This window comes from Streptomyces sp. NPDC001604, from assembly GCF_042893475.1.
Lineage (GTDB): Bacteria > Actinomycetota > Actinomycetes > Streptomycetales > Streptomycetaceae > Streptomyces.
Window position 1 is genome coordinate 902,454 of sequence record NZ_JBIAUY010000001.1, and the last position, 22,184, is coordinate 924,637.

The window sequence follows — 22,184 nt, forward strand, 5'->3', positions numbered from 1 at the left end:
CCGACGCCGCGATTGCCCGTTCGGTCACCTCCCCAAGAGCCAATGGCAGCAGTGGTGCCCGCGCCACAAGACTCTTGGTGCCCGCACAGGAGGAGGCCACGCGTGACCTCATGTGAAGCATCGGCACATCCCGCCCAGGAGGCACCCTCGATGACCTCGCAGCCCGTACGCCGTCGCCGCATGACCCGGCTCGGAGTCCTGGCCGTCGCCGCGACCGCCGCGGCGGCCCTCGGTGCCGCCCCCGCCGGGGCCGCGACCGCGACCAAGAAGTGCAGTGGTGGTCCTGCCAACTGCGTCCTCGCCGAGGTCCACCCGATGAAGGGGACCGTGAAGGTGAGGATCGACAACACCGGAGGGGACAAGGCCTACAAGTACGGTTGGGACCTGCGCCACAACGGCCGGATCGTGTGCTCCGGAGAGGTCCGCGAGCGCTGGCCGGCGAAGACCTTCACCTGCAAGAACATGCCGAAGGGGAAGCTGACGCTGACCGCCTCGTACGAGAGGAACAGCACCGTCGCACTCCAGTGGTGACAGGTCCGCACAGCCGTGCCCGATGCCCGCGCCAGGGCATCGGGCACGCCTGTTTTTGCCCGCAGCCCACCTGAATCAGGGGCCACAAACGATCGGCATAGGTGCAATCGGTCTGGGTAGACGCGCGCCCATGGCTCCACCACAGGGCAAGCACTCAGGAAACGACACAAGAAACGGCACACAAGGCATCCGGCGCCGCTCGCTGCTCGCGGGGGTGGCGGCGCTCGGCGCGGTGGGCACCATGGGCGCGACCAGCGCATGCAGCAGGGTGGCGACGGCGGACACCGGCGACGGCGGGCATCTGCTGGACCAACTGCGGGCGAAAGGCGTCGTCCGGCTGGGCCTGGCGGGCGAACAGCCCTTCGGTTACATCGGCAAGGACGGAAAGATGACGGGCGAGGCGCCGGCCGTCGCCGAGCGCATCTTCAAGCGGCTCGGGGTCGAGCACGTAGAGCCCTTCGCAACCGAGTTCGGCTCACTGATCACCGGCCTGAACTCCCTTCAGTTCGACTGCGTCGCGGCCGGCATGTACATCACTCCGGAGCGCTGCGATCAGGTCATCTTCGCCGACCCCGAGTACCAGATGCTCGATTCCTTCATCGTGCCGAAGGGAAACCCGAAGAACCTCCGCACCTACAAGGACATCGCCAGGACCGGCGCCAGGATGGCCACCGGCCTCGGCTACGCGGAGATCGACTACGCCAAGGAGGCCGGGGTCAAGCACATCACGACCCTGCCCGACCAGCTGGCCGGCCTCCTCGCGGTCGAGCAGGGCCGTGTCGATGTCTTCGTCGGTACGGCGGTCACCGTGCGCAATGTCGTGAACCAGAGCAAGTCCCGGAAGGTGGAGGGCACACCGGAGGTCACGCCGTATGTGAAGGGAAAGTCGGTCATCGACGTCGGCGCCTTCGCGTTCCGCAGCCCCGAGACCCATCTCCGGGATGCCTTCAACCGCGAGCTGCACAAGATGAAGCGGAGCGGTGAACTCCTGGAGGTCATGCGGCCCTTCGGCTTCACGAAGGATCAGATGACGACCATCACCGCCAAGGAGAAGTGCAAGCCATGAGCGAAATCAGCTGGGGTTTGTGGAAACTCCTCCTGGGCGGCATATGGGTCACCGTCCAGCTCACCGTCTTCAGCGCCGCCCTCGCCGCCGTCGTGGCCTTCGTCATCGGCCTGGCGCGCACCCATCGGCTGTGGATCGTGCGCTTCCTCTCCGGCGCGTACTTCGAGATCTTCCGCGGTACCTCCGCACTGATCCTGATGTTCTGGATCTTCTTCGTGCTGCCGATCGGCTTCGGCTGGCAGCTGGTCCCGATGTGGGCCGCGGTGCTGGCCCTCGGCCTGAGCTACGGCGCATACGGCTCGGAGGTCGTGCGCGGTGCCGTCAAAGCGGTGCCCCCGGCCCAGCGTGAAGCGGGCATCGCGCTCAGCTTCAGCCCCGCCCAGCAACTGCGCAAGATCATCCTTCCGCAGGCCTGGCCGGGGATGGTTCCGCCGTTCAACAACCTGCTCATCGAGATGCTCAAGGGCAGCGCCCTGGTCTCGATCATGGGCGTCGGCGACATCACCTTCGGCGCCTCACTGGTGCGCAACGCCACCGGCCAGAGCGCACCCGTCTACACGATCATCCTCGTCATGTACTTCGTCCTGGCGTTCGTCCTCACCCGCGGCATGCGCGTCGTGGAGCGGCACGCCAAGGCCGGCATCGGCCAGGCCCCGCAGAAGCGCGAGGGCCTGCGGGTCCGGATGAACGGCAGCCAGGTCGACGACTTCGCGCGGTCGGGCGCGACTCCCGGTGGAGGTGCTGTCCGGTGAAGTGGGACTGGAACGCGGTCGGCGACTTCATGCCGATGTTCTGGCACGGTCTGCTGGTCACCCTCGAGGCACTGGCGCTGGGCGCCCTGCTCGCCTTCGCCCTCGGCCTGGTGTGGGCCATGATGCAGCGCTCGGAACACCTTGTGGTGCGCTGGCCGGTGATGGCGGTCACGGAGTTCGTACGGAACACCCCGCTGCTGGTGCAGCTGTTCTTCCTCTTCTACGTGCTGCCCGAATGGGGGCTCACGCTCTCGGCACTCAGCACCGGCGTGATCGGCCTGGGCCTGCACTACTCGACGTACACCGCCGAGGTGTACCGCACCGGCATCGACGGTGTGCCCGCGGGCCAGTGGGAGGCGGCCACCGCGCTCAGCCTGCCCCGCACCCGTACCTGGTTCGCGGTGATCCTGCCGCAGGCGATCAGGCGCGTTGTGCCGGCGCTGGGCAACTACGTCGTCGCCATGCTCAAGGACACTCCGATGATCTTCGTGATCGGTGTGCTGGAGATGCTGGGCGAGGCCCGGCAGTACTCCGCCCAGACCTTCCACACGGTCGAGCCCATCACGATCGTCGGCATCGCCTTCATCGTCATCTCCTACCCTGCGTCCCTTCTCCTGCGAGTCCTGGAGCGTCGTCTTGTCCGCTGACAGCAGCCTCTCGAAAGAAACGGCCAATCCCGCGGTGGACGGCAGCGAGCTGATCCGCTTCGACAAGGTCACCAAGCGCTTCGGCGCCAACACCGTCCTCGATTCACTGGACTTCACCGTCTCGTCCGGCAAGCACGTCACGCTGATCGGCCCGTCCGGATCGGGCAAGACCACGATCCTGCGGCTGCTGATGACCCTGACGAAGCCCGACGAGGGCACCATCAAGGTCGGCGGCGAGTACCTCACGCACGAGGTGCGGGGCGACGGGCTCGTCCCGGCCGGCGAGAAGCACGTCCGTGAAGTGCGCAAGAACATCGGCATGGTGTTCCAGCAGTTCAACCTGTTCCCCAACATGAAGGTCATGCGGAACATCACCGAGGCCCCTGTGCACGTCCTCGGCCTGTCCAAGGACGAGGCCGAGGAGCGGGCCCGGGAGCTGCTCGAGCTGGTCGACCTGACCGAGCACGCGGACAAGTACCCGACCCAGCTCTCCGGCGGCCAGCAGCAGCGCGTCGCCATCGCCCGCGCCCTCGCCATGCGCCCCCAGGTGCTGCTGCTCGACGAGGTCACCTCCGCACTCGACCCCGAGCTGGTGGCCGGGGTGCTGGACGTGCTGCGCGACATCGCGCACACGACGGACATCACGATGCTCTGCGTCACCCACGAGATGAACTTCGCGCGCGACATTTCCGACGATGTCCTCATGTTCGACTCGGGCCGGGTAATCGAGTCCGGTTCGCCGCAGAAGATATTCACCGAGCCTGACCACGAGCGCACTCGGCAATTCCTGAGCGCGGTTCTGTAACCGGCGCGGGGCGGTCGCGTGAAGGGTGGACGACTTTCCCTTCACACGTTTCCCTGAACGCGACTGCCCATAAGGGCATTGCACTTGTGGACACCTCCCCAAGTCCCCATGGCAACCGGGAACACGGCGTTGAAGAATTTCAACCAAGTCACCGGTCCCGGCTACTTGGAGGTATCCCCCCCATGGCATTGACCACCGCTCGCCGCACTTCCGTCGGCCGCACCGCGGCCGCAGGCCTGGCAGCCGCCGCGTCCCTCGCCCTGCTGGGCGCGGCGAACCCGGCCGCCACCGCTGCGCCGTCCGCGGACACCGCGCACTCCGGTCCGGCCGCCGTGGTCGGGAAGGACGCGTACGGGAAGTGGGTCGCCACCGGCCCGGCCCGCTACAAGTGCCGCGTCTACGTCGCCGTCAGCGCAGGCGGGACCGCCAACGGTGCGGCCTCGGGCGAGTGCAAGGTACGGATGTCCCAGGTCGTGGTCGTCGGCATCAGCATCAACAACGACCACATCAAGCACACCACCGCCCGCGGCACCGCCAAGAAGGTGTACACCAAGGCCCTGAAGGAGACGAACCCGAGGGGCAAGCAGAACATCTGCGCCTTCGCCTACGTCAACTCCCCCCTCGACGAGTCGAACCCGGTGCGCAGTGAGGCGAAGGTCTGCGTCAAGGCCTGAGCTGCGACTGCACCCCGTGCTCCTGGGACGGCCCGCCTGCAGAAGGCCGGCCGTCCCACGCCTTCGGCATTTCACCGACCGGGCTACGACGGCAAATAACCACCCGCCTTCCTCAAATGAACCGCAGCCCCTTTCACTTGGCCATGGATACCGTCAATTGATCGCGAACGCGAAGACTCTGCCCTAGAGTGTCGAGCGAAGGTGAAGGAAAACGGGGAAGGTAGCCATCACCGTGCCGATCAAGGATGCAACGCAATACCACTGCCACAACACACCGCACGAGTCCGGAGATCCACACTGCCCCTGTCGGCTCGCATTCCAGCCGATCGAGTCCGAACCGGCCGTGAATGAACTGACGGACCGCGAGCGACAGGTCCTGGTCCTCCTCGGAGGGGGGTTGCCCAACCGGCTCCTCGCCCGCCAACTGGGGATCGCGGAGCGAACGGTCAAGGCCCATGTCGCGCACATCATCGAGAAGCTGGGGCTGCGCACCCGGCTGGAGGCGGCAGTCGTCGCCAACCTTCACCACGACCTGATCTGCCCGGGAAGAAGCTCCCACAGCGGGTGAACGTCTCGTCCCGGGCCCGGGGGCGGTGAAATTTCCGGCGCGATGTCGCCGCTTCAGGGGTTGAACAGGATTCAATCTCCGAGGTCCGGGCTCCGGGGCATGACGACGGCATATGCCAGAGTGCCTGCGCCCCTGCTGAGAGCCGTGCGCCGGGGTCTTAATCTCGTCAACAACCGCTCACAACAAGCCGCTTGACCGTTATCGTGGAAGAGATTCGCTGTCCGCAATACGGCCCAGTTGTAGAGCGAGCGCAGGGGGACCACCGTGGCGCTGAAGCACGAGCCGACCGCGCCGTACCACTCGGCCCAGGACGCCCTGCGCGTCCTGGAGACCGTGGCACGGCACACCACCGGAGTCACCGACACCGAGCTCGCCAGGCTGACCGGCCTCACCCCGGAGCGGCTGACCACGCTCCTGAGGATGCTGCGCCGAGAGGGCTACGTCGAGCAGATCACCGACGGCGCCTATGTCACCGGCGACGCGCTCACCCGCCTCGGCTCCGCACAGGGCCGCGAGCAGGCGCTGCGCGAGAAGCTCCAGCGCACCCTGGACCGGCTGCGCGACTCGGTGGGTGCGGCCGTGTACCTGAGCCGGTACGTGGACGGCGAGGTCAAGATCGCCCAGTACGCCGACGGCCCGACCACCCCGGTGGTCAACGAGTGGGTCGACTTCCGCTACTCGGCCCACGCCACCGCGATCGGCAAGAGCCTCCTCGGCCAGCTGGACCACAACAGCCGGCGCGACCACCTCTCCCGCCACAAGCTGGCCCGGCTCACCTCGCGCACGATCACCAGCGACCGGCTCCTGCTCTCCCGCCTGGAGTCCCAGCCGCCCACCGTGCCCCATCTGGACCTCCAGGAGTACGCGGTCGGCACGGTCTGCGCCGCCGTCCCGATCAGCGCCGGCTCCTCGGTCGGCTGCCTGGCCCTCTCCCTGCCCGTCGAGGACGCCCACCGCCTCCGCCAGGCCGCGGACACCCTGAACCGGAACGCGGCGCCCGTACTGCTGTCCCTGGCGATCTAGGCCGACATCGGCAGGGTGGTCCGGAGCACCCCTCCGGACCAGGTACTATTTTCTTCGTCGCCACCCGCGAGACACAAAAACGTGAAACGCGGTCGGCGTGAGTCATGCGCCGCTAGCTCAGTTGGTTAGAGCAGCTGACTCTTAATCAGCGGGTCCGGGGTTCGAGTCCCTGGCGGCGCACGATGGCGATGGCGAGGCGTGTTCGCGGAAAGCGCGAACCACCTCGCCATCGTTGTTTTTGCGCGGCTTCGCCGCGCGTTGTGGGGGCTTCGCCACCCACACCCCCCTTTTACCGGCGGCTGCCGTCGGCGCAGGGTGAAGAAGCCAGCCCCCCGCTGCGAAACCGCCCACGGCGGGCGCGTTGCCGCCCGCGTCCCTCTTTAGCGGCTCCCGCGGGCACAGAGTGAAGAAGCCCCCGGACATGACACCGCGCGGTAGGCGCGTTTGCCACCGGCGGCCCCCTTTAACCAGCGGTGCCGCGGCCGCAGGGTGAAGAAGTCAACCTCCGGATATGACATCCCGCACGGTGAGGGCGTTGCCACCCGCGCCCCCTTCACCAGCGGCAGCGGCTCCCGCGGCCACAGAGTGAAGAAATCCCCTCCCGGACACGGCGCACCGTGGGGGCATTGCCACCCGTCCCCCTTTCCACCGGCGGCCGTCGCGGGCGCAGGGTGAAGAAGCCAGCCCCCGGCTATGACACCCCGCACGGTGAGGGCGTTGCCACCCGCGCCCCTTCCACCAGCGGCAGCGGCTCCCGCGGCCACAGCGCAGAGGACTCAGCCCCGGCCGTGACACCGCCCACGGCGGGGCATTGTCGCCCGCGGCCCCTCAGGCGAGGTCTCTCCCCGGAGTGGGAGGGGTGTCGGCGGCTTTCCGGTCGTTGATGGGCAGCCTTCGGTAGGTGGGGGTCTGGTCGGTCGGCGGGCGCCACCACAGTGGGTCGGTGCAGCGGAGGCCCTCCCTTCTGAGCTGGGCGCGGTGGATCTTGTTCGTGGCCGTGACCGGCATCCGGTCCACGACCCGTACGAACCTGGGTGCCATCTTCGTCCCGAGGTCGGGCTGGGCGGCCAGGAAGTCGGCGAAACCCGCCGGGTCGAAGCTCCCGGCGATCGTCGCCATCACCTGGTCCCCGGTCACCGGATCGGGCACGGCGTACACGGCGACGGCGTCGGCGCCCTCGTACCGGGCGAGGATGTTCTCGATCATCGCGGCCGCCAGGTTCTCGCTGTCGACGCGGAGGCGGTCGTCGGTGCGGCCGGCGAAGTAGAGGTAGCCGGCGGCGTCCCGGTAGAAGAGGTCACCGGTCCAGTACCAGCCGTCGTGGAGCCGCTCGGCCTCCGCCGCGGGGTTGCGCCAGTACCCCTCGAAGGGGTTCGGCCCCTGGTTCACCAGCTCCCCTATGGCCTCGTCCCCGTTGAGCAGCCGCCCTGCCGCGTCGAACACCGCGGGCGGGCACTCCGCACGGGTCCGTGGATCGAGTACGACGAGTCCGGGCGCCGCCTTCCCCACCGCCCCGGCCGGTGTCCCCGGCGACCACTGCACGGCCGCCCCGCCCTCCGACGACCCGTACCCCTCCACCAGCCGCACCCCGAACCGCCGCTCGAAGGCCGCCGCGTCCACCGCCCCCGCCTCCGTGCCGAAGCCGAGCCGCAGCGGATTGTCCCGGTCGTCCTCGCGCTCCACGGTGGCGAGGATGTACTGAACGGCGCGCCCCACATACGTGAAGTACGTCGCCCCGTACTTCCGCACGTCCGTCAGGAACCCCGACGCCGAGAACCGCCGCCGCAGCGCCACACCCGCGCCGGCCGCCAGCGCGGGCGCCCAGTCGGCGATCACCGCGTTGCCGTGGAACATCGGCATGCAGATGTAGTGCACGTCGTCGGGGCGCACCCCGAACTGGCCGACCAGCGAGGCTCCCGCGGCGGCCAGCCGCCCCTGGCTGCAGATCGCGGCCTTCGGGGCCCCGGTCGAGCCCGAGGTGAAGTAGAGGAGGAGGCGGTCGTCGGGAGTGGCCCGGGAGGCGTCCGGTGCGGCGTCCGTATACGAAGCGAGCAGGTTGTCGTACTCCTCGCCGTCGGTCAGCAGAAGGCGTACGCCCGGGAGATCGAGGCCACGCAGGAGCGGGAGATGGGTGCGCTCGGTGAGGACGATCCGGCACTCGGTGTGCAGGATGTCGCGGGCCAGCTCCGGTCCCCGGCGGGTGGGATTGATCCCGGCGACCGCCGCTCCGGCCAGCGATGCGGCGCCCAGCCACAGGGGGTATTCGGGGGTGTTGTCGAGCAGCACGCCCACGTGCGGCTCGGCGCCCGGCGGCAGCAGGTCGGCCAGCAGAGCCGCGCGGGCCGCGGCGCCGGCGGCCACTTCGTGGTGGGTGAGGACCAGGTCCTCGTACCACAGGCCGGGGCGGTGGTCACCCCACCGCTCGGCTACGAGCTCCGCTACCGTACGCCTGATGGACTCCCTGGACTCCATGACGGCGCACGGTAGTTGATGGACCGTCAGATGTGGAGGGTCACGGGGTCATCGTGACGCCGTCCACCACGACGGTGTTGGTGGTGTCGTCGGTGCCGTCGCCGAAACCGGACTCGTCGGACGACGTGTGGAACGTGACCATGAAGCCGACGCAGAACACCGCGACCACCCCGAGGAAGGCCAGCATGGCGACGGTGGACGCCGCCAGCCCGGCCCGCCGTGGCGGCTTGGCCGTGGCGACGACCTCAGCGCCGCCCTTACCGCCGTCCTGGTAGTAGACGGTGACGAAGTCACCCTCGACGATCGTCGACGGGCCGTTCTCCTCCTCGAAGCGGACGACACGGCCGTCGCGCGCGGTGAACTCGTATACGTGGTGCAGCGTGGTGCTCACCGACGAGTCGCCACCGCCGCCATGGGTCGTCGTGAACATCCGCAGACAGCGGCCCTCGGCCGTCAGCCCGCTGTTCCAGGCGCTACGGATCCGCAGTGCGCGACGCACCACGGCGTACGCGCCGAGGAGGACCACAGCCAGGATCAGGCTGGGCACGAGGTAGAAGATCACGTCCATGGGGGTCCCCCGGTCTTGGTACGCCGCCCCCGTTCGGTCGGCGTGGCAGGAACCTACCCACGCCGACCGCGCCATTGGCTCAAGGAACCCTCAGAACCTGACGTCCGAGCAGGCGTAGAAGGCGTTGCCCGTGTCCGCGATCGTCCATACGGCGACGATGACGTGGTGGCCGCTCAGCCCGGACGGCAGTGTGCCGCTGTGGGAGAGGGTGGCCGGCGGCCGCTGCCCGTTGTACGGCACCGTCAGGAACGGTGTCGTGTTGAGGTCGGAGCGGGCCAGGTTGTGGTTCTGGTTCCAGCCCTGCCGGGTGACGTAGTACTTGAAGTCGGTGGTGGCGTGCATGGCGGTGAACTGCCAGCGGAAGGTGTAGCTCTGCCCGCCGGTCACCCTGGTGGTGGGCCAGGCGCCGCCCGAGGGGGTCTGCGGGCTGTCGAGCTGGGAGAAGCGGGCGTTGCCGCCCGAGCAGATGGCGCCGTCGGCCGGTCCGGCGGCGGGGAAGCCCTTGGGGCCCTCGACGCTCTGCGGCTCGTACTGGATCTCGCCGCAGTTGGTCACGGTGCCGTTCTGGCAGAGCTTCTGCCTGCTGACGGGGAGGTCGGTGTAGCCGTGGCCGCTCGCGCCTCCGGCGGAGAGCACGAAGGCTCCTGCCGTGGCGAGTCCGAGCGCGGCGGCGTACCACTTGGTCTTTTTGCGCATGCTGCCGCTCCTGAAGAACGTGGGGGAAGTTCCATGAGGCGTGCAGGTCTAGACCAAGTCTCAGGTTATTGCCGATTGTTGGCCATGTCCATGCACACGACATGGCCGCGCCATCACGGGCCCGGTTCGGTGCGCCCGGCACAGAACGCCACCGTCAGGTCCTTCACCAGCGCCTTGCGTTCGTAGTCGTCCAACTCCACCAGGCCCCGCACGGTCAGCCGCGTCACGGTGTCCTCCACCGAGTCGACGACCGAGGTGAGCACGGTCGCGCGGTGCTCTGCGTCCAGGGCGGCGATACGGCGGCGCTGCATCGCGGCGGCCACCTCGGGGGCGTACTCGACGCGGACCGGCTGCACCGAGAACACCTCGAGCCCGACCGGCGCGGCGTCCGCCGCCGTCAGCCGGGTCAGCGCCTCCGTGACGGCCTCCACCGAACCCTTCGACGCACCGGGCGCCTCCACCGCGACCCGCGCCAGGGCCGCCTCCACGCACTCGCGCAGATAGGTCTCGTGGTCCTCGATGCCCAGCACCGCCCGTGCGGTGTCCCGCACCCGCCACACCACCAGCACCACGACCCGCAGTGCGACCCCGTTGCCGTCGGCCGCGGGCATCTCCTCGCTGCGCCAGTGCCGCAGCCGTACGTCGACCCGGCGGCGCAGATGCAGCGGGTTGACCCACATCAGGCCGGTGCGCCGGACGGTGCCCCGGTAGCGGCCGTACAGCCCCAGCACCCAGGCCCGTCCGGTCCGGCCGCGGGCGAGGCCGCCGAACCCGAAGAAGCCCAGCGTCGCGGCGCCCGCGTAGGCCGCCCACTGCGCGGGGCCGAGCCCGGCGCCCGGGTGCACCGGCAGCCGTAGCGCCGTCACCGCGAGGGACGGCAGGACGCCAGCCCACCACGAGGTCGCCACGCAGCCCGCCGCCCCGCAGGCCCCGGCCAGGACACCCGCCGTCGCGGGCAGCACCCTGGCGGGCCGCTCGCCCAGGTCCGGGTCGACCTCGGGCGCGGACCGCGGCTTCACCGCAGTCGGGCGCCGGAACCGCGGCTGTTCGCCCGTTCCCTGCCGGCGGCCGACCACCGTCGGCCTGAGCGGCACGGACACCGGGGCCGTTTCGTCGCGGAACAGCAGATGGACGGGGATCTCGGTGGTCGCCTCGTTCTGGATGAGGCGACCGGGTCTGCCCGGCCCCTCGGACTCGGGCGTCTGTGAAGTGGTCGTCGTACTCATGCGTGCCTCCAGCCTCCGCGCCAGATGCGTCACAACAGATGGGTCACAACAGATGGGTCAACCAAACCGCTCGGAAACAGACAAAGCAGGCAGTGGCGGAAGCGCTCAGGAGAAGAGGCGCCGCCAGGTCTCAGGGCCCGGGACGCCGTCCGCCGCGCCGCCCCGCCAGCCCTGGGAGCGCTGGAAGTCCTCGACGTTGCGCCGGTCCTCCTCGTCCCAGTCCGGCCCCGGGTCGGCCGTGTAGTACTTGTCGAACCCCTTCTTCACCAGCTGCTCCCCCAGCTGGGTGACGTAAGGGTTGGAGGCGCCGGGGCGGAACATCGCCCGTCCCGGATAGCCCGGCACCCCGTGGGACGAGGGCACCTGCGGATCCGGCGCGTCGGCCGGAGCGATGTCCTTGCCCTTGCCCGACACCAGCAGGTCCCAGGTCTGCGGCCCCGGCAGCCCGCGCATCTCCGCGCCGTTCCAGCCCTGGGCCTGCTGGAAGGCCCCGGTGGCCCGGCGGTCCGCGTCCGACCAGCGCGGGCCGGGGCCCAGTGCGTAGTACTGCCCGGCACCGCGCGCGACGAGCATCTGCCCGAGCTGGGTCACGTACTTGTTGTTCGCGCCGGGGCCGAAGTACGCCGCTCCCGGGTACGGCGCCACGACGCCCGGCGGATTCGGCCTGTCCGGACCGGCGGCCGGGTCCTCCTTGAGCCCCTTGTAGCGGTAGGGGACGTAGCGGTTCGACTGGTGCCAGTAGGCGTACGGGGTCTCCTTGCGGCGGGCCTGCGGGGGACGCTGCTCGTAGGCGAGGTACGAGGTGTGCGTGTAGTCCTTCCAGCCGCCGAAGATGACGACGTGCGAGCCCCTCTCCGGGTTCTGCGGATTGTGGAACAGCAGAATGTCGCCGGGCTGCAGTTCATCCTTGGTGATGCGCTCCGCGAACTTGCCCAGGGTCCCCGTCCATTCGTTTCCGGGCAGTCCCCAGGCCATCGATACATAGCCCGAACAGTCCTGTCGGTAACCGTCGGACCAGTAGGCCTCCATGCTGTACGGCACCTTCGCGTCGACCCATTTCTTGGCCCGGGTGATGATGTCCGCGCGGGTGGTCTGGGGCGCCTTGACGTCACTCGCGGGCTCGACGGGCGGGCCGCCCCTGCCGTGCAGCGGCGCCCGGTGCCCCTGCGGGGTGGCAACCTCGCTGCCTGCGGAGACGCCCGGCCCGGGCGGTACCTGCGGGGCGGCGAGCGCCGGTGCCACGTGCCCGGCGCCGAGGGCCGCGGACGCGGCGGCCGCCACGATCACGGCGCGGCGGGCCGCCGGGTGCCGTACCGCCCGCGAATACGGCAGAACACTCCGCCAGTGCGCACATCCCGGGCAGTCGCAGTCGTTCGCCGGATCGAATTCCTCGAATACCGGAGTCGCCATGCGATTCCCCTCACACTCCAGATGAAAATGACCGGGCCTGTCCACGATGATCAGTTTCCCAACCCTCTTCCCGACGCGCATGTTGACGGTCCGAATGATGTACAAGCGCCGCCCGTGACCCCGGGGCCCACCGGGACGGGTGGTCCGGAGCACCCCCGACCGTCCGGTAGAGTTACGACGTCAGCAGGCGCCGCTAGCTCAGTTGGTTAGAGCAGCTGACTCTTAATCAGCGGGTCCGGGGTTCGAGTCCCTGGCGGCGCACAGACAGCAAGGCCCTCCGCGGAAGCGGGGGGCCTCTTGCATGTGCTCTGGAGGGCAGCCGCCCCGAAGGGGCGCGGGGAACTGCGCGACCAGCCACGACGGAGCCGCAGACGCCCGACGGCCCCGTCCCGCTCACCCGGCGGAGCGCCGCAAGGGGGCGCGGGCCTCGCGGACACCGACCCCGTCCCGCGCACCCGACGGAGCGCCGCAAGGAGGCGCCGGCCCCGCGGACACCGACCGCGCGTTTCACGCCACCCGACGCCTTCCGCCGCGTACGGACGGATCCGGGCGGCGCGCCCCAGGACCTGAAGGTGACCCGCGGGCAACATCTGCGCCCTGCTGTCCACAACTGGTCCACAGGACCCCCACACGCGCCACAATGAACGCGTATGACCGGTAAACACCGCGTTTCGCGTCTTGCGATCATGATGAACGCCGTAGAACCCTGTTTTCCAAGATGCTGCGGATACGCGGCAGTTGGGGGGCAAGTAAGCGGTTGCCGGGTTCGTGGGGATAGGGGGCCCCGTTCACGAGCGGATGCCGAGGGGGGCATCATGCAACCGGAAGGTCGCGGTTCCATGTCTTTGGGTGTGGAAAGTGTGGTGACTGCGGCCGGTCACTGATCCGCCCGTGGGGAGTCGAGGGGGACTCGACCGCAGGTGGAAGGAACCGACACAACACGCGGCGACCTGCGTGTGGGGGGATGACTCATGACGTCGACGCCGACGGGCGCCCGGCATAACTTCGACCCGTCAGAAACAACCCAGCTCAGGGTGGAGTCCCACCGGAACAGCACGACAGGCCAGTTCCGGCGCATCAAGAAGACCCTTCCGAGATACGACTACGAGCACTACAGCCGGCTGGCCGGTCCCCTCACCCAGCCCGACCCGAGCAAGCCGTACAAGGTGCAGTACCGCTCGCTGCTCTCGCAGGAGCCCCACCGGCTGCGCGCCGCCCTGATGCTGGGCGCCGCGCCGCTGCTCTCGCTGATCCTGCTCGGCTGGCTGCTGCAGCCGCAGCACTGGACCGAGCGCGACTACCCCGCCTTCAGCTTCCTGCCGGCGCTGGACGTCGTCATGCTCGTCTCGATCGGTCTGATCGAGTTCTTCCGCTGCATGAACGTGCTGTCCAACGCGCACGCCACGCTGGTCGCCCGCGACCCCATCCCGGTGGTCCCGGAGACCGGCACCAGAGTGGCGTTCATCACGACGTACGTGCCCGGCAAGGAACCCCTGGAGATGGTGACGAAGACCCTGGAGGCGGCCGTGCGGCTGCGCCACCGGGGGCTTCTGCACGTCTGGCTGCTCGACGAGGGCGACGACCCCGAGGTGAAGGCGGTCTGCGAGCGCCTCGGCGTGCACCACTTCTCCCGCAAGGGCGTCGAGAAGTGGAACCAGAAGAAGGGCCCGCACCGCGCCAAGACCAAGCACGGCAACTACAACGCCTGGCTCGAGGCGCACGGCGACGACTACGACTTCTTCGCCTCCGTCGACACCGACCACGTGCCGCTGCCCAACTACCTGGAGCGGATGCTCGGCTTCTTCCGCGACCCGGACGTCGGCTTCGTCATCGGCCCGCAGGTGTACGGCAACTACGACAACCCCATCACCAAGGCGGCCGAATCCCAGCAGTTCCTCTTCCACGCCCTCATCCAGCGGGCCGGAAACCGCTACGGCGCCCCGATGTTCGTCGGTACGTCGAACGCCGTACGCATCAAGGCGCTCAAGCAGATCGGCGGCCTGTACGACTCGATCACCGAGGACATGGCCACCGGCTTCGAGATCCACCGGCACCGGAACCCGGCGACGGGGAAGAAGTGGCGGTCGGTGTACACGCCGGACGTGCTCGCGGTGGGCGAGGGCCCGGGTGCCTGGACGGACTTCTTCACGCAGCAGCTGCGCTGGTCCCGGGGCACCTACGAGACGATCCTGAAGCAGTACTGGAAGGGCTGGTTCTCCCTGCCTCCGGGCAAGCTCTTCAACTACACGATGATGATCATCTTCTACCCGATGTCCGCTCTCAACTGGATCCTGGCGGCGCTGAGTTGTGCGCTGTTCCTCGGTCTGGGGGCCTCGGGTGTGAACATCGACCCGACGGTCTGGCTGATGCTGTACGGCAACGCGTCCGCGCTGCAGATCGGCCTGTACGTCTGGAACCGCCGGCACAACGTCTCCCCGCACGAGCCCGAGGGCTCCGGCGGGGTGGCGGGCATGGTGATGTCGGCTCTCTCGGCGCCCATCTACGCACGCTCACTGATGGACACCGTGCTGCGCCGCAAGAGCAAGTTCGTGGTGACGCCCAAGGGCGAATCGGCCAGCCCGGACACCCTGTTCGGGACCTTCCGGATCCACCTGTTCTTCATCCTGGTCTTCGGTGGCTCGATCGCCGCCGGTATCACACTCGGGCACTCGCACCCGGCGATGATCACCTGGGCCACCTTCGCCCTGCTGATCACCGCGTCGCCGATCTTCGCCTGGCGCTACGGCCTCAGGCAGGCGAAGAAGCAGCCGCCCGTGCCGCTGTACGAGGAGCCGCAGGACTCGGCGGTGCCAGCTGCGGCGTACCAGCCGAAGCCGCTGCCCGGGCAGCACGCGCCGCAGTCGCCGCACGGCTCGGGGCAGAAGCCCAGCTGGGTCGCCTCCGGCGGGGGCTCGGGCGCAGGCAGTGACCAGACGATGCAGATCGCTCTCGGTGGATTTGGGGGACGTAAGGAATGAACGACCGTGCAGGCCGCCGCCGCGCCCGTCGACTTGCGATCGGCACGGCGGTGGTGCTCGCGCTGGCCGGGATGAACGGGCCGTGGCTCTACCGCGTCGGCACCGAGAAATACCACCAGTACAAGATCAACAGACCCGAGTACAAGGCGAAGAACGGGCACTGGGACATCATCGAGTTCCCGCCGGAGTTCCGCCAGGACACCATCCACGCGGCGCTGCTGCGCACCGGCAAGGTGCTGCTGATCGCCGGCTCGGGAAACAACCAGGACAACTTCAACGCGAAGAAGTTCGACACCCGGATCTGGGACCCGGTCAAGGGCACGATCAAGAAGATCCCGACGCCCAAGGACCTGTTCTGCACCGGCCACACCCAGTTGGCGAACGGCAATCTGCTGATCGCGGGCGGGACGAAGCGGTACGAGAAGCTGAAGGGTGACGTCACCAAGGCCGGCGGCCTGATGGTGGTGCACAACGAGAACCCGGACAAGCCGATGACGCTGCCCGCGGGAACGGCGTTCACGGGCAAGGAGAACGGCAAGACCTTCGTGTCCAAGGACCCGGTGCTCGTGCCGCGCGCGAAGAAGGTCTTCGACCCGAAGACGGGGAAGTTCCTGCGCAACGACCCGGGGCTCGGCCGTATTTACGTTGAGGCGAAGAAGAGCGGATCGAAGTACGAGACCGGTACCCAGGACAACTACCGGATCCAGGGCCTGAACGGCGCCGACGCACGCAACACGTACGGCATCGCGCAGAAGCTCGCCCTCGACAAGAAGGACTTCCAGGGAATCCGGGACGCCTTCGAGTTCGACCCGGTGGCCGAGAAGTACATCAAGGTCGACCCGATGAACGAGGCTCGCTGGTATCCGACGCTGACGACTCTGTCGGACGGCAGGATCCTCAGTGTGTCCGGGCTCGACGACATCGGGCAGCTGGTGCCGGGCAAGAACGAGGTCTTCGACCCGAAGACCAAGAAGTGGACGTACACGTCGAAGATCCGGCAGTTCCCGACGTATCCGGCGTTGTTCCTGATGCAGAACGGCAAGATCTTCTATTCGGGTTCGAATGCGGGCTACGGGCCCGACAACGTCGGCCGTGTTCCGGGTATCTGGGACGTCGATACGAACCAGTTCACCAAGCTGCCCGGGCTGAGCGACGCCAACGAGATGGAGACGTCCGGAACGGTTCTGCTGCCTCCGGCACAGAACGAGAAGTTCATGGTGATCGGCGGTGGCGGGGTCGGCGAGTCCAAGCTGTCCAGCAACAAGACGCGGCTGATCGATCTGAAGGACAGCAACCCGAAGTTCGTGGACGGGCCGACTCTGGAGAAGGGGACGCGGTATCCGCAGTCCTCGGTGCTGCCGGACGACACGGTGCTGGTGTCCGGCGGGTCGGAGGACTATCGCGGGCGCAGCGACTCCAACATCCTGCAGGCCCGGATCTATCACCCGGACACCAATACGTTCCAGCGGGTCGCCGATCCCGAGGTGGGGCGGAACTACCACTCCGGGTCGATTCTGCTGCCGGACGGGCGGGTGATGTTCTTCGGCTCGGACTCGCTGTACGGCGACAAGGCGAACACGAAGCCGGGGAAGTTCGAGCAGCGGATCGAGATGTACACGCCGCCCTATCTTTATCGGGATTCGCGGCCTTCGCTGTCCGGGGGGCCGCAGACCATTGCCCGGGGCGGGTCGGGGACATTCACGTCACCGCAGGCTTCGGCGATCAAGAAGGTGCGGTTGATTCGACCCAGTGCGTCGACGCATGTGACTGATGTCGATCAGCGGTCCATTGCGTTGGACTACAAGGTGTCCGGGGACAAGATCACGGTTACTGTGCCGAAAAACCGGAATCTGGTGACGTCCGGGTGGTACATGCTGTTCGTCGATGACGATCAGGGGACGCCGTCGAAGGCGCAGTGGGTGAGGGTTCCGTAGCGCTCCCGCGGGTTGTTTTCGGGGTGCGGGAGCGCTGTGGCTTGTCGCGCTCCCGCGGCGGAGCCGCACATGTCACAGCCCCGCGCCCCTAAAGACCTGACCCTTCCGCCAGCTTCAATGCGTAGGCGGGCCACCATTCGCCTGCCTTGGGGCCGCCCTTGCAGGTGCCGTCCGATTCGCCGGGGCGTTTGACCCACAGGTACGCGTCCACCAGGGGATCCGCTGTTTTCGTCGTGGGGGTCTCGCCCAGTTTGCGGCCGGGCGGGTTGCACCAGTTCTCGTCCGGCTTGCCTGCCGTGTAGGGGCCGTTGCCGTTGCGGCTGGTGTCGATGACGAAGTGTTTGTCGTTCACCTTTGCGGACAGCTGCTTGCCGTACGCGATGGAGTCCTGGGTGGAGTAGAAGTTGGAGACGTTGACCGAGAAGCCGTCGGCCTGGCCCACGCCCGCGCGCTGGAGGGGCTGGAAGATCTGGTCGGGGTGGCCCCAGCCGGCGTTGCCCGCGTCCAGGTAGACCTTGGTGTTCTTCAGGGACTTGAGCTTGGTGATGGCGTAGTTGAGGAGGCTGTAGCGCTCCTCCTGGAACTGGGGCTGGGTGCAGCCGTCCACCAGGTGCAGTACGGCGTCCGGCTCGAGGATCACCATGGCGGCGCGGTCCCCGATGCCGGTGGCCACGCCGTCGATCCAGGCGCGGTAGGCGTTGCCGTCGGCCGCGCCGCCCTGGGAGTACTGGCCGCAGTCGCGGTGCGGGATGTTGTAGAGGACCAGCAGGGCCGTGCGGCCGGCCTTGTCGGCGGCCTCCGTGAAGCCCTGTGCCTCCTGCTCGGGGTTCTCCGGGCCGATCCACTCGCCAGTCGGCTGCTCGGCGATCTTGCGGATCTGCTCGGCTTCGGAGTCCTTGCCGGACTTGGCGTAGGCGGCGACCTGACGTGCCGCGTTGCCGTCCGGGTTGACCCAGAACGGGTCGCTGTCCTTGGGCTGTTGGGTGATCTTCGCGCCGGCGTTCTTGTCGTCGCCGCCCCCGGAGGAACATCCCGCGACCAGCAGCGCCGCCCCCAGCACCGCCGCGGAAGCCCTCACTCCGGCCCCCCTCATGCCGTACATCCAACTCCCCCTTGGGTGCACTGGTCCGAGTCTCAATCCTGACATACGGCCCCCTTCGCCCACGAGGTCGCCCGGGCCTTGTCGGCGAGCTGTTACAGCGGCACGGCCGGGGTGGCACGGCAGCACCCGGCCGGTCCGGCGGATCGTCGTAGAACCCCTGATGGACCGTCGTTCACCAGCGTGTATGACGGAGAGCCACGGTAACGGGACCTGGCGTCATACGGCCTCTAGGCTGTGGCGCTCATCCGTTCTAGAGTCGTCTCAGACGGCCCCAGCCCCCGGCCGGTCCTCGCCGCTGTGGCCCCATGACCTCCCGCGCCGGTCGCCGGGTTACTCCCGCAACCCGAGCGCGCGCGGTTGAGGACCAGCCCGGTCGGCGGCTTCAGGGGGAGCAGGCCGCCGACCGGGCCAGGTGCAGGCGCCCCCGGCGCCGGTAGCCAGGACTGCCTCGCGATCTCCACACCACACACCCCGGCGACCTGCCTTTCCGCTGGGAGCCCGGGGGCCAGCCCCCGGAATGGTCCAGCACTCCCGCAAACCGTGCGCCCGCGGTCAAGGGTTTCAGGGGGGGAGCAGGCCACCGGCCCGGCCGGGTGCGGACGCCCCGGCGCCGGTAGCCAGGACTGCCTCGCGATCTCCACACCAGACGCCCCAGCTGGGGGTCCGCGGGTCAGCCCCCGGAATCGTGCAGCACTCCCTCAACCCGAGCGCGCGCGGTCGAGGACCAGCCCAGGCCGCCGGTCGGGCCAGGTGTAGGCGGTCAGTGGCCGGTTCCTGTGAGGTAGGCCGAGACGATCACGTTCGCCGTGTAGTTGCCGCTGTCCCGGTCGAAGGTGCCCCCGCAGGTGATCAGCCGGAGCTCCGCCCGCCCGGGTCGGCGTGGTCCGTAGGCCTGCCGGGCGTCGAAGTGGTCGCGGTTCTGGACCTGGACGTCCTCGACGGTGAACTCGGCGGCCTTGCCGTCGTCGCGGGTGACCCGGACGGTCTGGCCCGGTCGCAGGGAGCTCAGCTTGTAGAAGACGGCGGGCTTGGTCTCGGTGTCGAGGTGACCCACCATCAGCGCGGCCCCGGCGGCGCCCGGTCGGGTCCCGGCCGCGTACCACCCGACGGTGCCCGCCTGGTTGAAGGGCGGCGGTTCGATCGCTCCCTGCCGGTCCAGGCCTCGAGGCGCCACGGGCGCCTGGACACCCAGGGCGGGAATGTCGATGCGCTGCGGCAGCGCGTTCCCCAACGGGCGGGCGGCGGGCGGCAGTTCCGTGTCGGGCGGCCGTCCGACCGCGCCCATGTCACCGGTGGCGGGTGCGGTCGTGTCCTGCCGTACGTCGGTCACCTGCACCCCCCACTGCCACAGCGCGAACAGCAGCGCCGCCCAGGTCAGAGCCATCAGGAGGCGCCCGGAGCCGGAGGGGTGTTCTTCGTCGGACATGGGGTCAGTCCGTTCCGCGGCTCCGGCGCGCGCTCAGGACCGCGACGGCACCCGCGGCCGCGGCCACGAGCACCAGCCCGGTCACCGCCTGCCCCGTGCCGGGACCGGCCTCGCGGACGTCCACGGTGGCGAAGTGCGCGGTGCCACCCCCGCCCGCGTGGACAGGGGCGACGGGGGACTCCGCGGGATGCGAGGCCGGCTGGGACTTGGACGGGGAGGGAGACGGGGACGGGGATACGACGGTGATCCTGCCCGTGGTGACGGCGCCCCCGCAGGTGACCTTGACGTCGTAGGAGCCGGGCTCGGCCGAGGCGCGCACGCGGCTGTTCCCGGTGAGGGTGCCGTCGACGCCCGCGAGTCGCACGTCCGCGACGAACGCCCTGGACGAGGCGCTCCCCGCCTTCGCCGAGCAGCCGGCCACATGGAGCGCGACGTCCGCCCCCGGTGCGGGGGACGAGGGGCTCACAGAGATACCGGCTCCGCCCGCGTCGACCGCGTACACCGGCGGGGCGAGGGCGCAGACGGCCAGGGCCCCCGTACAGAGTGTGAGACGTAGTGAACCCATCGTGAAACCTCCAGATATCTGGAGACTCCCCCGCGGACCGGGGCCCCGCATCCTCAGCGGGGCCGCATTGCTCCGAATGGGTCAATCAGGGTTTCAGACCCGGTCGACGAGGTCCGCGATCGAGTCCACGACCTTGGACGGCCGGTACGGGAAGTTCTCGACCTGCTCCGGCCGGGTCAGCCCCGTGAGCACCAGGAACGTCTGCATTCCGGCCTCCATGCCGGCCAGTACGTCGGTGTCCATGCGGTCGCCGATCATCGCGCTGGTCTCGGAGTGCGCCCCGATGGCGTTGAGACCCGTCCGCATCATCAGCGGGTTGGGCTTGCCCGCGAAGTACGGCTTCTTGCCGGTCGCCTTGGTGATCAGCGCGGCGACCGCGCCGGTGGCGGGCAGCGGGCCCTCGGTGGAGGGGCCGGTCTCGTCGGGGTTGGTGCAGATGAAGCGGGCCCCGTCGTTGATCAGCCGTACGGCCTTGGTCATGGCCTCGAAGGAGTACGTGCGGGTCTCGCCGAGGACGACGTAGTCCGGCTCGTGGTCGGTGAGGATGTAGCCGATGTCGTGCAGGGCCGTGGTCAGGCCCGCCTCGCCGATGACATAGGCCGAGCCGCCCGGCCGCTGGTCGTCCAGGAACTGGGCGGTGGCCAGGGCGGAGGTCCAGATGGACTCGACCGGCACGTCCAGACCCATGCGGCGCAGCCGGGCGTGCAGGTCGCGTGGGGTGTAGATCGAGTTGTTGGTGAGGACCAGGAAGGGCTTGCCGGACTCGCGCAGCTTCTTGAGGAAGTCGTCGGCGCCGGGGATCGGTACGCCCTCGTGGATGAGCACACCGTCCATGTCGGTGAGCCACGACTCGATGGGCCTGCGTTCTGCCATGTGCGGGATCTCCTGCCGTACGCATGTACGCGGTGCTGCGTGCGCCCCCAGCGTAGACACTGGCCGGATCTTGCGGAATGGGCGTCTCAGCGGCGCCTGCGCTGTCTGCGGGCCAGCAGCAGCGCACCGCCGGTGACGAGGACCGAGGCGGTGGCGAGGGCGACGCCGGGGGTGCCGAGGCCGGTGCGGGCGAGTTCGTCGGCGAAGGGGAGGCGGGGGGCGCGGCTGGGCGGAGTGGTGCCGGTTCCCGTGGTGGTGGGGTCGGGTGTGGGGCTCGCGTCGTTGTGGATGCGGAAGGCGTAGTCGTTGGACTGCCCGACCCAGTCGCCGTCGTCGCCCCGGCGCTGGACTACGGCGGCGTCGGCGGTGACCTGGTTGGGTGCCGCGTCCGAGGTGATGGCGAGGCGGATCTTCACGGTGACGGTCCGTCGGGGGCCGACGGTGAACCCGGGGAAGCCGTCGTCGAAGGGCCCGACCAGTTCGTCCTCGTCGGTGGTCTCGAACTGGACGGGGTGCGGGTGGGGGCCGTCGTAGAACTCCAGGTGGGGCTGCGAGGGCGTCAGCTCGTGCCTGTCGTCTACGAGTACCACGACCGGGTGGATGTTTCCGCAGGTCCGGGTGGTGGTGTTGGTGAGGTCCAGATACCAGATGCCGTATCCGCCGCCCGCTTCATAGGTGTCGGGGCCGCCGTGGATGCGGGTGGTGAGGGGGAAGCGGCGGGCGTCGGGGGCGGCGCAGGTGGGGGCGTCGGCGGCATGCGCCGGGGGTGCCGCGGGGAGCAGGGCGGCTGCCGCCAGGCAGAGGGAGACGGGCGTGCAGGGTCGCATGGACACGTGAGTCTGCCTTTGGCCGGCCGGTGGGGGGCGGT

General features: G+C 69.0%; 20 protein-coding genes and 2 tRNA genes. 12 read left to right on the forward strand and 10 right to left on the reverse strand.

Going from position 1 to position 22,184, the window contains the following annotated elements; all coding sequences use genetic code 11:
- Window positions 1–150 precede the first annotated feature (150 nt).
- The 9 genes from ACFY1E_RS04115 (at window position 151) to ACFY1E_RS04155 (ending at window position 6,246) form a co-directional block, all read left to right on the forward strand.
- Window positions 151–531, forward strand: a complete 381-nt coding sequence (locus tag ACFY1E_RS04115) for a hypothetical protein (RefSeq protein WP_389071125.1) — start codon at window positions 151–153, stop codon at window positions 529–531.
- A 130-nt stretch (window positions 532–661) separates the two neighbouring features.
- Entirely contained in the window at window positions 662–1,597 is a 936-nt protein-coding gene (gene ehuB, locus ACFY1E_RS04120; protein ID WP_389071127.1) for an ectoine/hydroxyectoine ABC transporter substrate-binding protein EhuB, read from the forward strand.
- The gene (ehuC, locus tag ACFY1E_RS04125; protein WP_389071130.1) at window positions 1,594–2,349 is read left to right on the forward strand and encodes an ectoine/hydroxyectoine ABC transporter permease subunit EhuC; all 756 of its coding nucleotides are present in this window, start codon (window positions 1,594–1,596) and stop codon (window positions 2,347–2,349) included. The genes ehuB and ehuC overlap by 4 nt, the downstream gene beginning before the upstream one ends.
- Window positions 2,346–2,996, forward strand: coding sequence for an ectoine/hydroxyectoine ABC transporter permease subunit EhuD (ehuD, locus tag ACFY1E_RS04130; RefSeq protein ID WP_389071133.1), 651 nt, complete (start codon window positions 2,346–2,348; stop codon window positions 2,994–2,996). The genes ehuC and ehuD overlap by 4 nt, the downstream gene beginning before the upstream one ends.
- Before the next feature lie 34 nt (window positions 2,997–3,030).
- The gene (gene ehuA, locus ACFY1E_RS04135; RefSeq protein WP_389071627.1) at window positions 3,031–3,801 is read left to right on the forward strand and encodes an ectoine/hydroxyectoine ABC transporter ATP-binding protein EhuA; all 771 of its coding nucleotides are present in this window, start codon (window positions 3,031–3,033) and stop codon (window positions 3,799–3,801) included.
- A 182-nt stretch (window positions 3,802–3,983) separates the two neighbouring features.
- Entirely contained in the window at window positions 3,984–4,475 is a 492-nt protein-coding gene (locus ACFY1E_RS04140) for a hypothetical protein (RefSeq protein ID WP_389071135.1), read from the forward strand.
- A 343-nt stretch (window positions 4,476–4,818) separates the two neighbouring features.
- Window positions 4,819–5,043: a LuxR C-terminal-related transcriptional regulator gene (locus tag ACFY1E_RS04145; protein WP_030943859.1), complete on the forward strand. Its 225-nt coding sequence runs from the start codon at window positions 4,819–4,821 to the stop codon at window positions 5,041–5,043.
- Window positions 5,044–5,307: 264 nt separating this feature from the next.
- The gene (locus ACFY1E_RS04150) at window positions 5,308–6,066 is read left to right on the forward strand and encodes an IclR family transcriptional regulator (protein ID WP_389071138.1); all 759 of its coding nucleotides are present in this window, start codon (window positions 5,308–5,310) and stop codon (window positions 6,064–6,066) included.
- Between the two features lie 106 nt (window positions 6,067–6,172).
- Window positions 6,173–6,246 (forward strand) — tRNA-Lys (locus ACFY1E_RS04155).
- A gap of 648 nt (window positions 6,247–6,894) precedes the next feature.
- Here ACFY1E_RS04155 and ACFY1E_RS04160 read toward each other — a convergent pair.
- The 5 genes from ACFY1E_RS04160 to ACFY1E_RS04180 all read right to left on the reverse strand — a co-directional run bounded on the left by ACFY1E_RS04160 (window position 6,895) and on the right by ACFY1E_RS04180 (window position 12,438).
- Window positions 6,895–8,538 carry a long-chain-fatty-acid--CoA ligase gene (locus ACFY1E_RS04160; protein ID WP_389071140.1) on the reverse strand — a complete coding sequence of 548 codons (1,644 nt, stop codon included), beginning with the start codon at window positions 8,536–8,538 and terminating at the stop codon, window positions 6,895–6,897.
- Between the two features lie 40 nt (window positions 8,539–8,578).
- Entirely contained in the window at window positions 8,579–9,106 is a 528-nt protein-coding gene (locus ACFY1E_RS04165) for a DUF3592 domain-containing protein (protein ID WP_389071143.1), read from the reverse strand.
- A gap of 90 nt (window positions 9,107–9,196) precedes the next feature.
- Window positions 9,197–9,802 (reverse strand): lytic polysaccharide monooxygenase, encoded by a 606-nt coding sequence (locus ACFY1E_RS04170; protein WP_389071145.1) that lies wholly within the window; start codon window positions 9,800–9,802, stop codon window positions 9,197–9,199.
- Window positions 9,803–9,915: 113 nt separating this feature from the next.
- The gene (locus tag ACFY1E_RS04175; RefSeq protein ID WP_389071148.1) at window positions 9,916–11,028 is read right to left on the reverse strand and encodes an SPFH domain-containing protein; all 1,113 of its coding nucleotides are present in this window, start codon (window positions 11,026–11,028) and stop codon (window positions 9,916–9,918) included.
- A 105-nt stretch (window positions 11,029–11,133) separates the two neighbouring features.
- Window positions 11,134–12,438, reverse strand: a complete 1,305-nt coding sequence (locus ACFY1E_RS04180) for a peptidoglycan-binding protein (RefSeq protein ID WP_389071150.1) — start codon at window positions 12,436–12,438, stop codon at window positions 11,134–11,136.
- Window positions 12,439–12,625: 187 nt separating this feature from the next.
- Between ACFY1E_RS04180 and ACFY1E_RS04185 the strand changes: the two genes are divergently transcribed.
- The 3 genes from ACFY1E_RS04185 (at window position 12,626) to ACFY1E_RS04195 (ending at window position 17,350) form a co-directional block, all read left to right on the forward strand.
- Window positions 12,626–12,699, forward strand: a tRNA-Lys gene (locus tag ACFY1E_RS04185).
- Between the two features lie 710 nt (window positions 12,700–13,409).
- Window positions 13,410–15,416 (forward strand): glycosyltransferase family 2 protein, encoded by a 2,007-nt coding sequence (locus ACFY1E_RS04190; RefSeq protein ID WP_389071153.1) that lies wholly within the window; start codon window positions 13,410–13,412, stop codon window positions 15,414–15,416.
- Window positions 15,413–17,350, forward strand: coding sequence for a galactose oxidase-like domain-containing protein (locus ACFY1E_RS04195; protein ID WP_389071155.1), 1,938 nt, complete (start codon window positions 15,413–15,415; stop codon window positions 17,348–17,350). Before ACFY1E_RS04190 ends, ACFY1E_RS04195 begins: the two co-directional genes overlap by 4 nt.
- Before the next feature lie 88 nt (window positions 17,351–17,438).
- On the opposite strand, the gene ACFY1E_RS04200 is transcribed toward ACFY1E_RS04195, so the two are convergent.
- The 5 genes from ACFY1E_RS04200 to ACFY1E_RS04220 form a co-directional block, all read right to left on the reverse strand.
- Window positions 17,439–18,452 (reverse strand): glycoside hydrolase family 6 protein, encoded by a 1,014-nt coding sequence (locus ACFY1E_RS04200; RefSeq protein WP_389071157.1) that lies wholly within the window; start codon window positions 18,450–18,452, stop codon window positions 17,439–17,441.
- 760 nt (window positions 18,453–19,212) lie between these two features.
- Window positions 19,213–19,878 carry a class F sortase gene (locus ACFY1E_RS04205; protein ID WP_389071159.1) on the reverse strand — a complete coding sequence of 222 codons (666 nt, stop codon included), beginning with the start codon at window positions 19,876–19,878 and terminating at the stop codon, window positions 19,213–19,215.
- Between the two features lie 4 nt (window positions 19,879–19,882).
- A complete protein-coding gene (locus ACFY1E_RS04210; RefSeq protein ID WP_389071162.1) occupies window positions 19,883–20,443 on the reverse strand; it encodes a hypothetical protein in 561 nt (186 codons plus the stop codon).
- A 93-nt stretch (window positions 20,444–20,536) separates the two neighbouring features.
- A complete protein-coding gene (locus tag ACFY1E_RS04215) occupies window positions 20,537–21,316 on the reverse strand; it encodes an HAD-IIA family hydrolase (RefSeq protein ID WP_389071164.1) in 780 nt (259 codons plus the stop codon).
- Window positions 21,317–21,402: 86 nt separating this feature from the next.
- Entirely contained in the window at window positions 21,403–22,143 is a 741-nt protein-coding gene (locus tag ACFY1E_RS04220) for a hypothetical protein (protein WP_389071629.1), read from the reverse strand.
- Between the last annotated feature and the right edge of the window lie 41 nt (window positions 22,144–22,184).

Coding starts and splice junctions, on each gene's coding strand:
- ACFY1E_RS04115 (WP_389071125.1), top strand. CDS start 151: ATGACCTCGCAGCCCGTACGCCGTCGCCGCATGACCCGGCTCGGAGTC.
- ehuB (WP_389071127.1), top strand. CDS start 662: ATGGCTCCACCACAGGGCAAGCACTCAGGAAACGACACAAGAAACGGC.
- ehuC (WP_389071130.1), top strand. CDS start 1,594: ATGAGCGAAATCAGCTGGGGTTTGTGGAAACTCCTCCTGGGCGGCATA.
- ACFY1E_RS04140 (WP_389071135.1), top strand. CDS start 3,984: ATGGCATTGACCACCGCTCGCCGCACTTCCGTCGGCCGCACCGCGGCC.
- ACFY1E_RS04160 (WP_389071140.1), bottom strand. CDS start 8,538: ATGGAGTCCAGGGAGTCCATCAGGCGTACGGTAGCGGAGCTCGTAGCC.
- ACFY1E_RS04165 (WP_389071143.1), bottom strand. CDS start 9,106: ATGGACGTGATCTTCTACCTCGTGCCCAGCCTGATCCTGGCTGTGGTC.
- ACFY1E_RS04170 (WP_389071145.1), bottom strand. CDS start 9,802: ATGCGCAAAAAGACCAAGTGGTACGCCGCCGCGCTCGGACTCGCCACG.
- ACFY1E_RS04175 (WP_389071148.1), bottom strand. CDS start 11,028: ATGAGTACGACGACCACTTCACAGACGCCCGAGTCCGAGGGGCCGGGC.
- ACFY1E_RS04180 (WP_389071150.1), bottom strand. CDS start 12,438: ATGGCGACTCCGGTATTCGAGGAATTCGATCCGGCGAACGACTGCGAC.
- ACFY1E_RS04190 (WP_389071153.1), top strand. CDS start 13,410: ATGACGTCGACGCCGACGGGCGCCCGGCATAACTTCGACCCGTCAGAA.
- ACFY1E_RS04195 (WP_389071155.1), top strand. CDS start 15,413: ATGAACGACCGTGCAGGCCGCCGCCGCGCCCGTCGACTTGCGATCGGC.
- ACFY1E_RS04200 (WP_389071157.1), bottom strand. CDS start 18,452: ATGTACGGCATGAGGGGGGCCGGAGTGAGGGCTTCCGCGGCGGTGCTG.
- ACFY1E_RS04205 (WP_389071159.1), bottom strand. CDS start 19,878: ATGTCCGACGAAGAACACCCCTCCGGCTCCGGGCGCCTCCTGATGGCT.
- ACFY1E_RS04210 (WP_389071162.1), bottom strand. CDS start 20,443: ATGGGTTCACTACGTCTCACACTCTGTACGGGGGCCCTGGCCGTCTGC.
- ACFY1E_RS04215 (WP_389071164.1), bottom strand. CDS start 21,316: ATGGCAGAACGCAGGCCCATCGAGTCGTGGCTCACCGACATGGACGGT.
- ACFY1E_RS04220 (WP_389071629.1), bottom strand. CDS start 22,143: ATGCGACCCTGCACGCCCGTCTCCCTCTGCCTGGCGGCAGCCGCCCTG.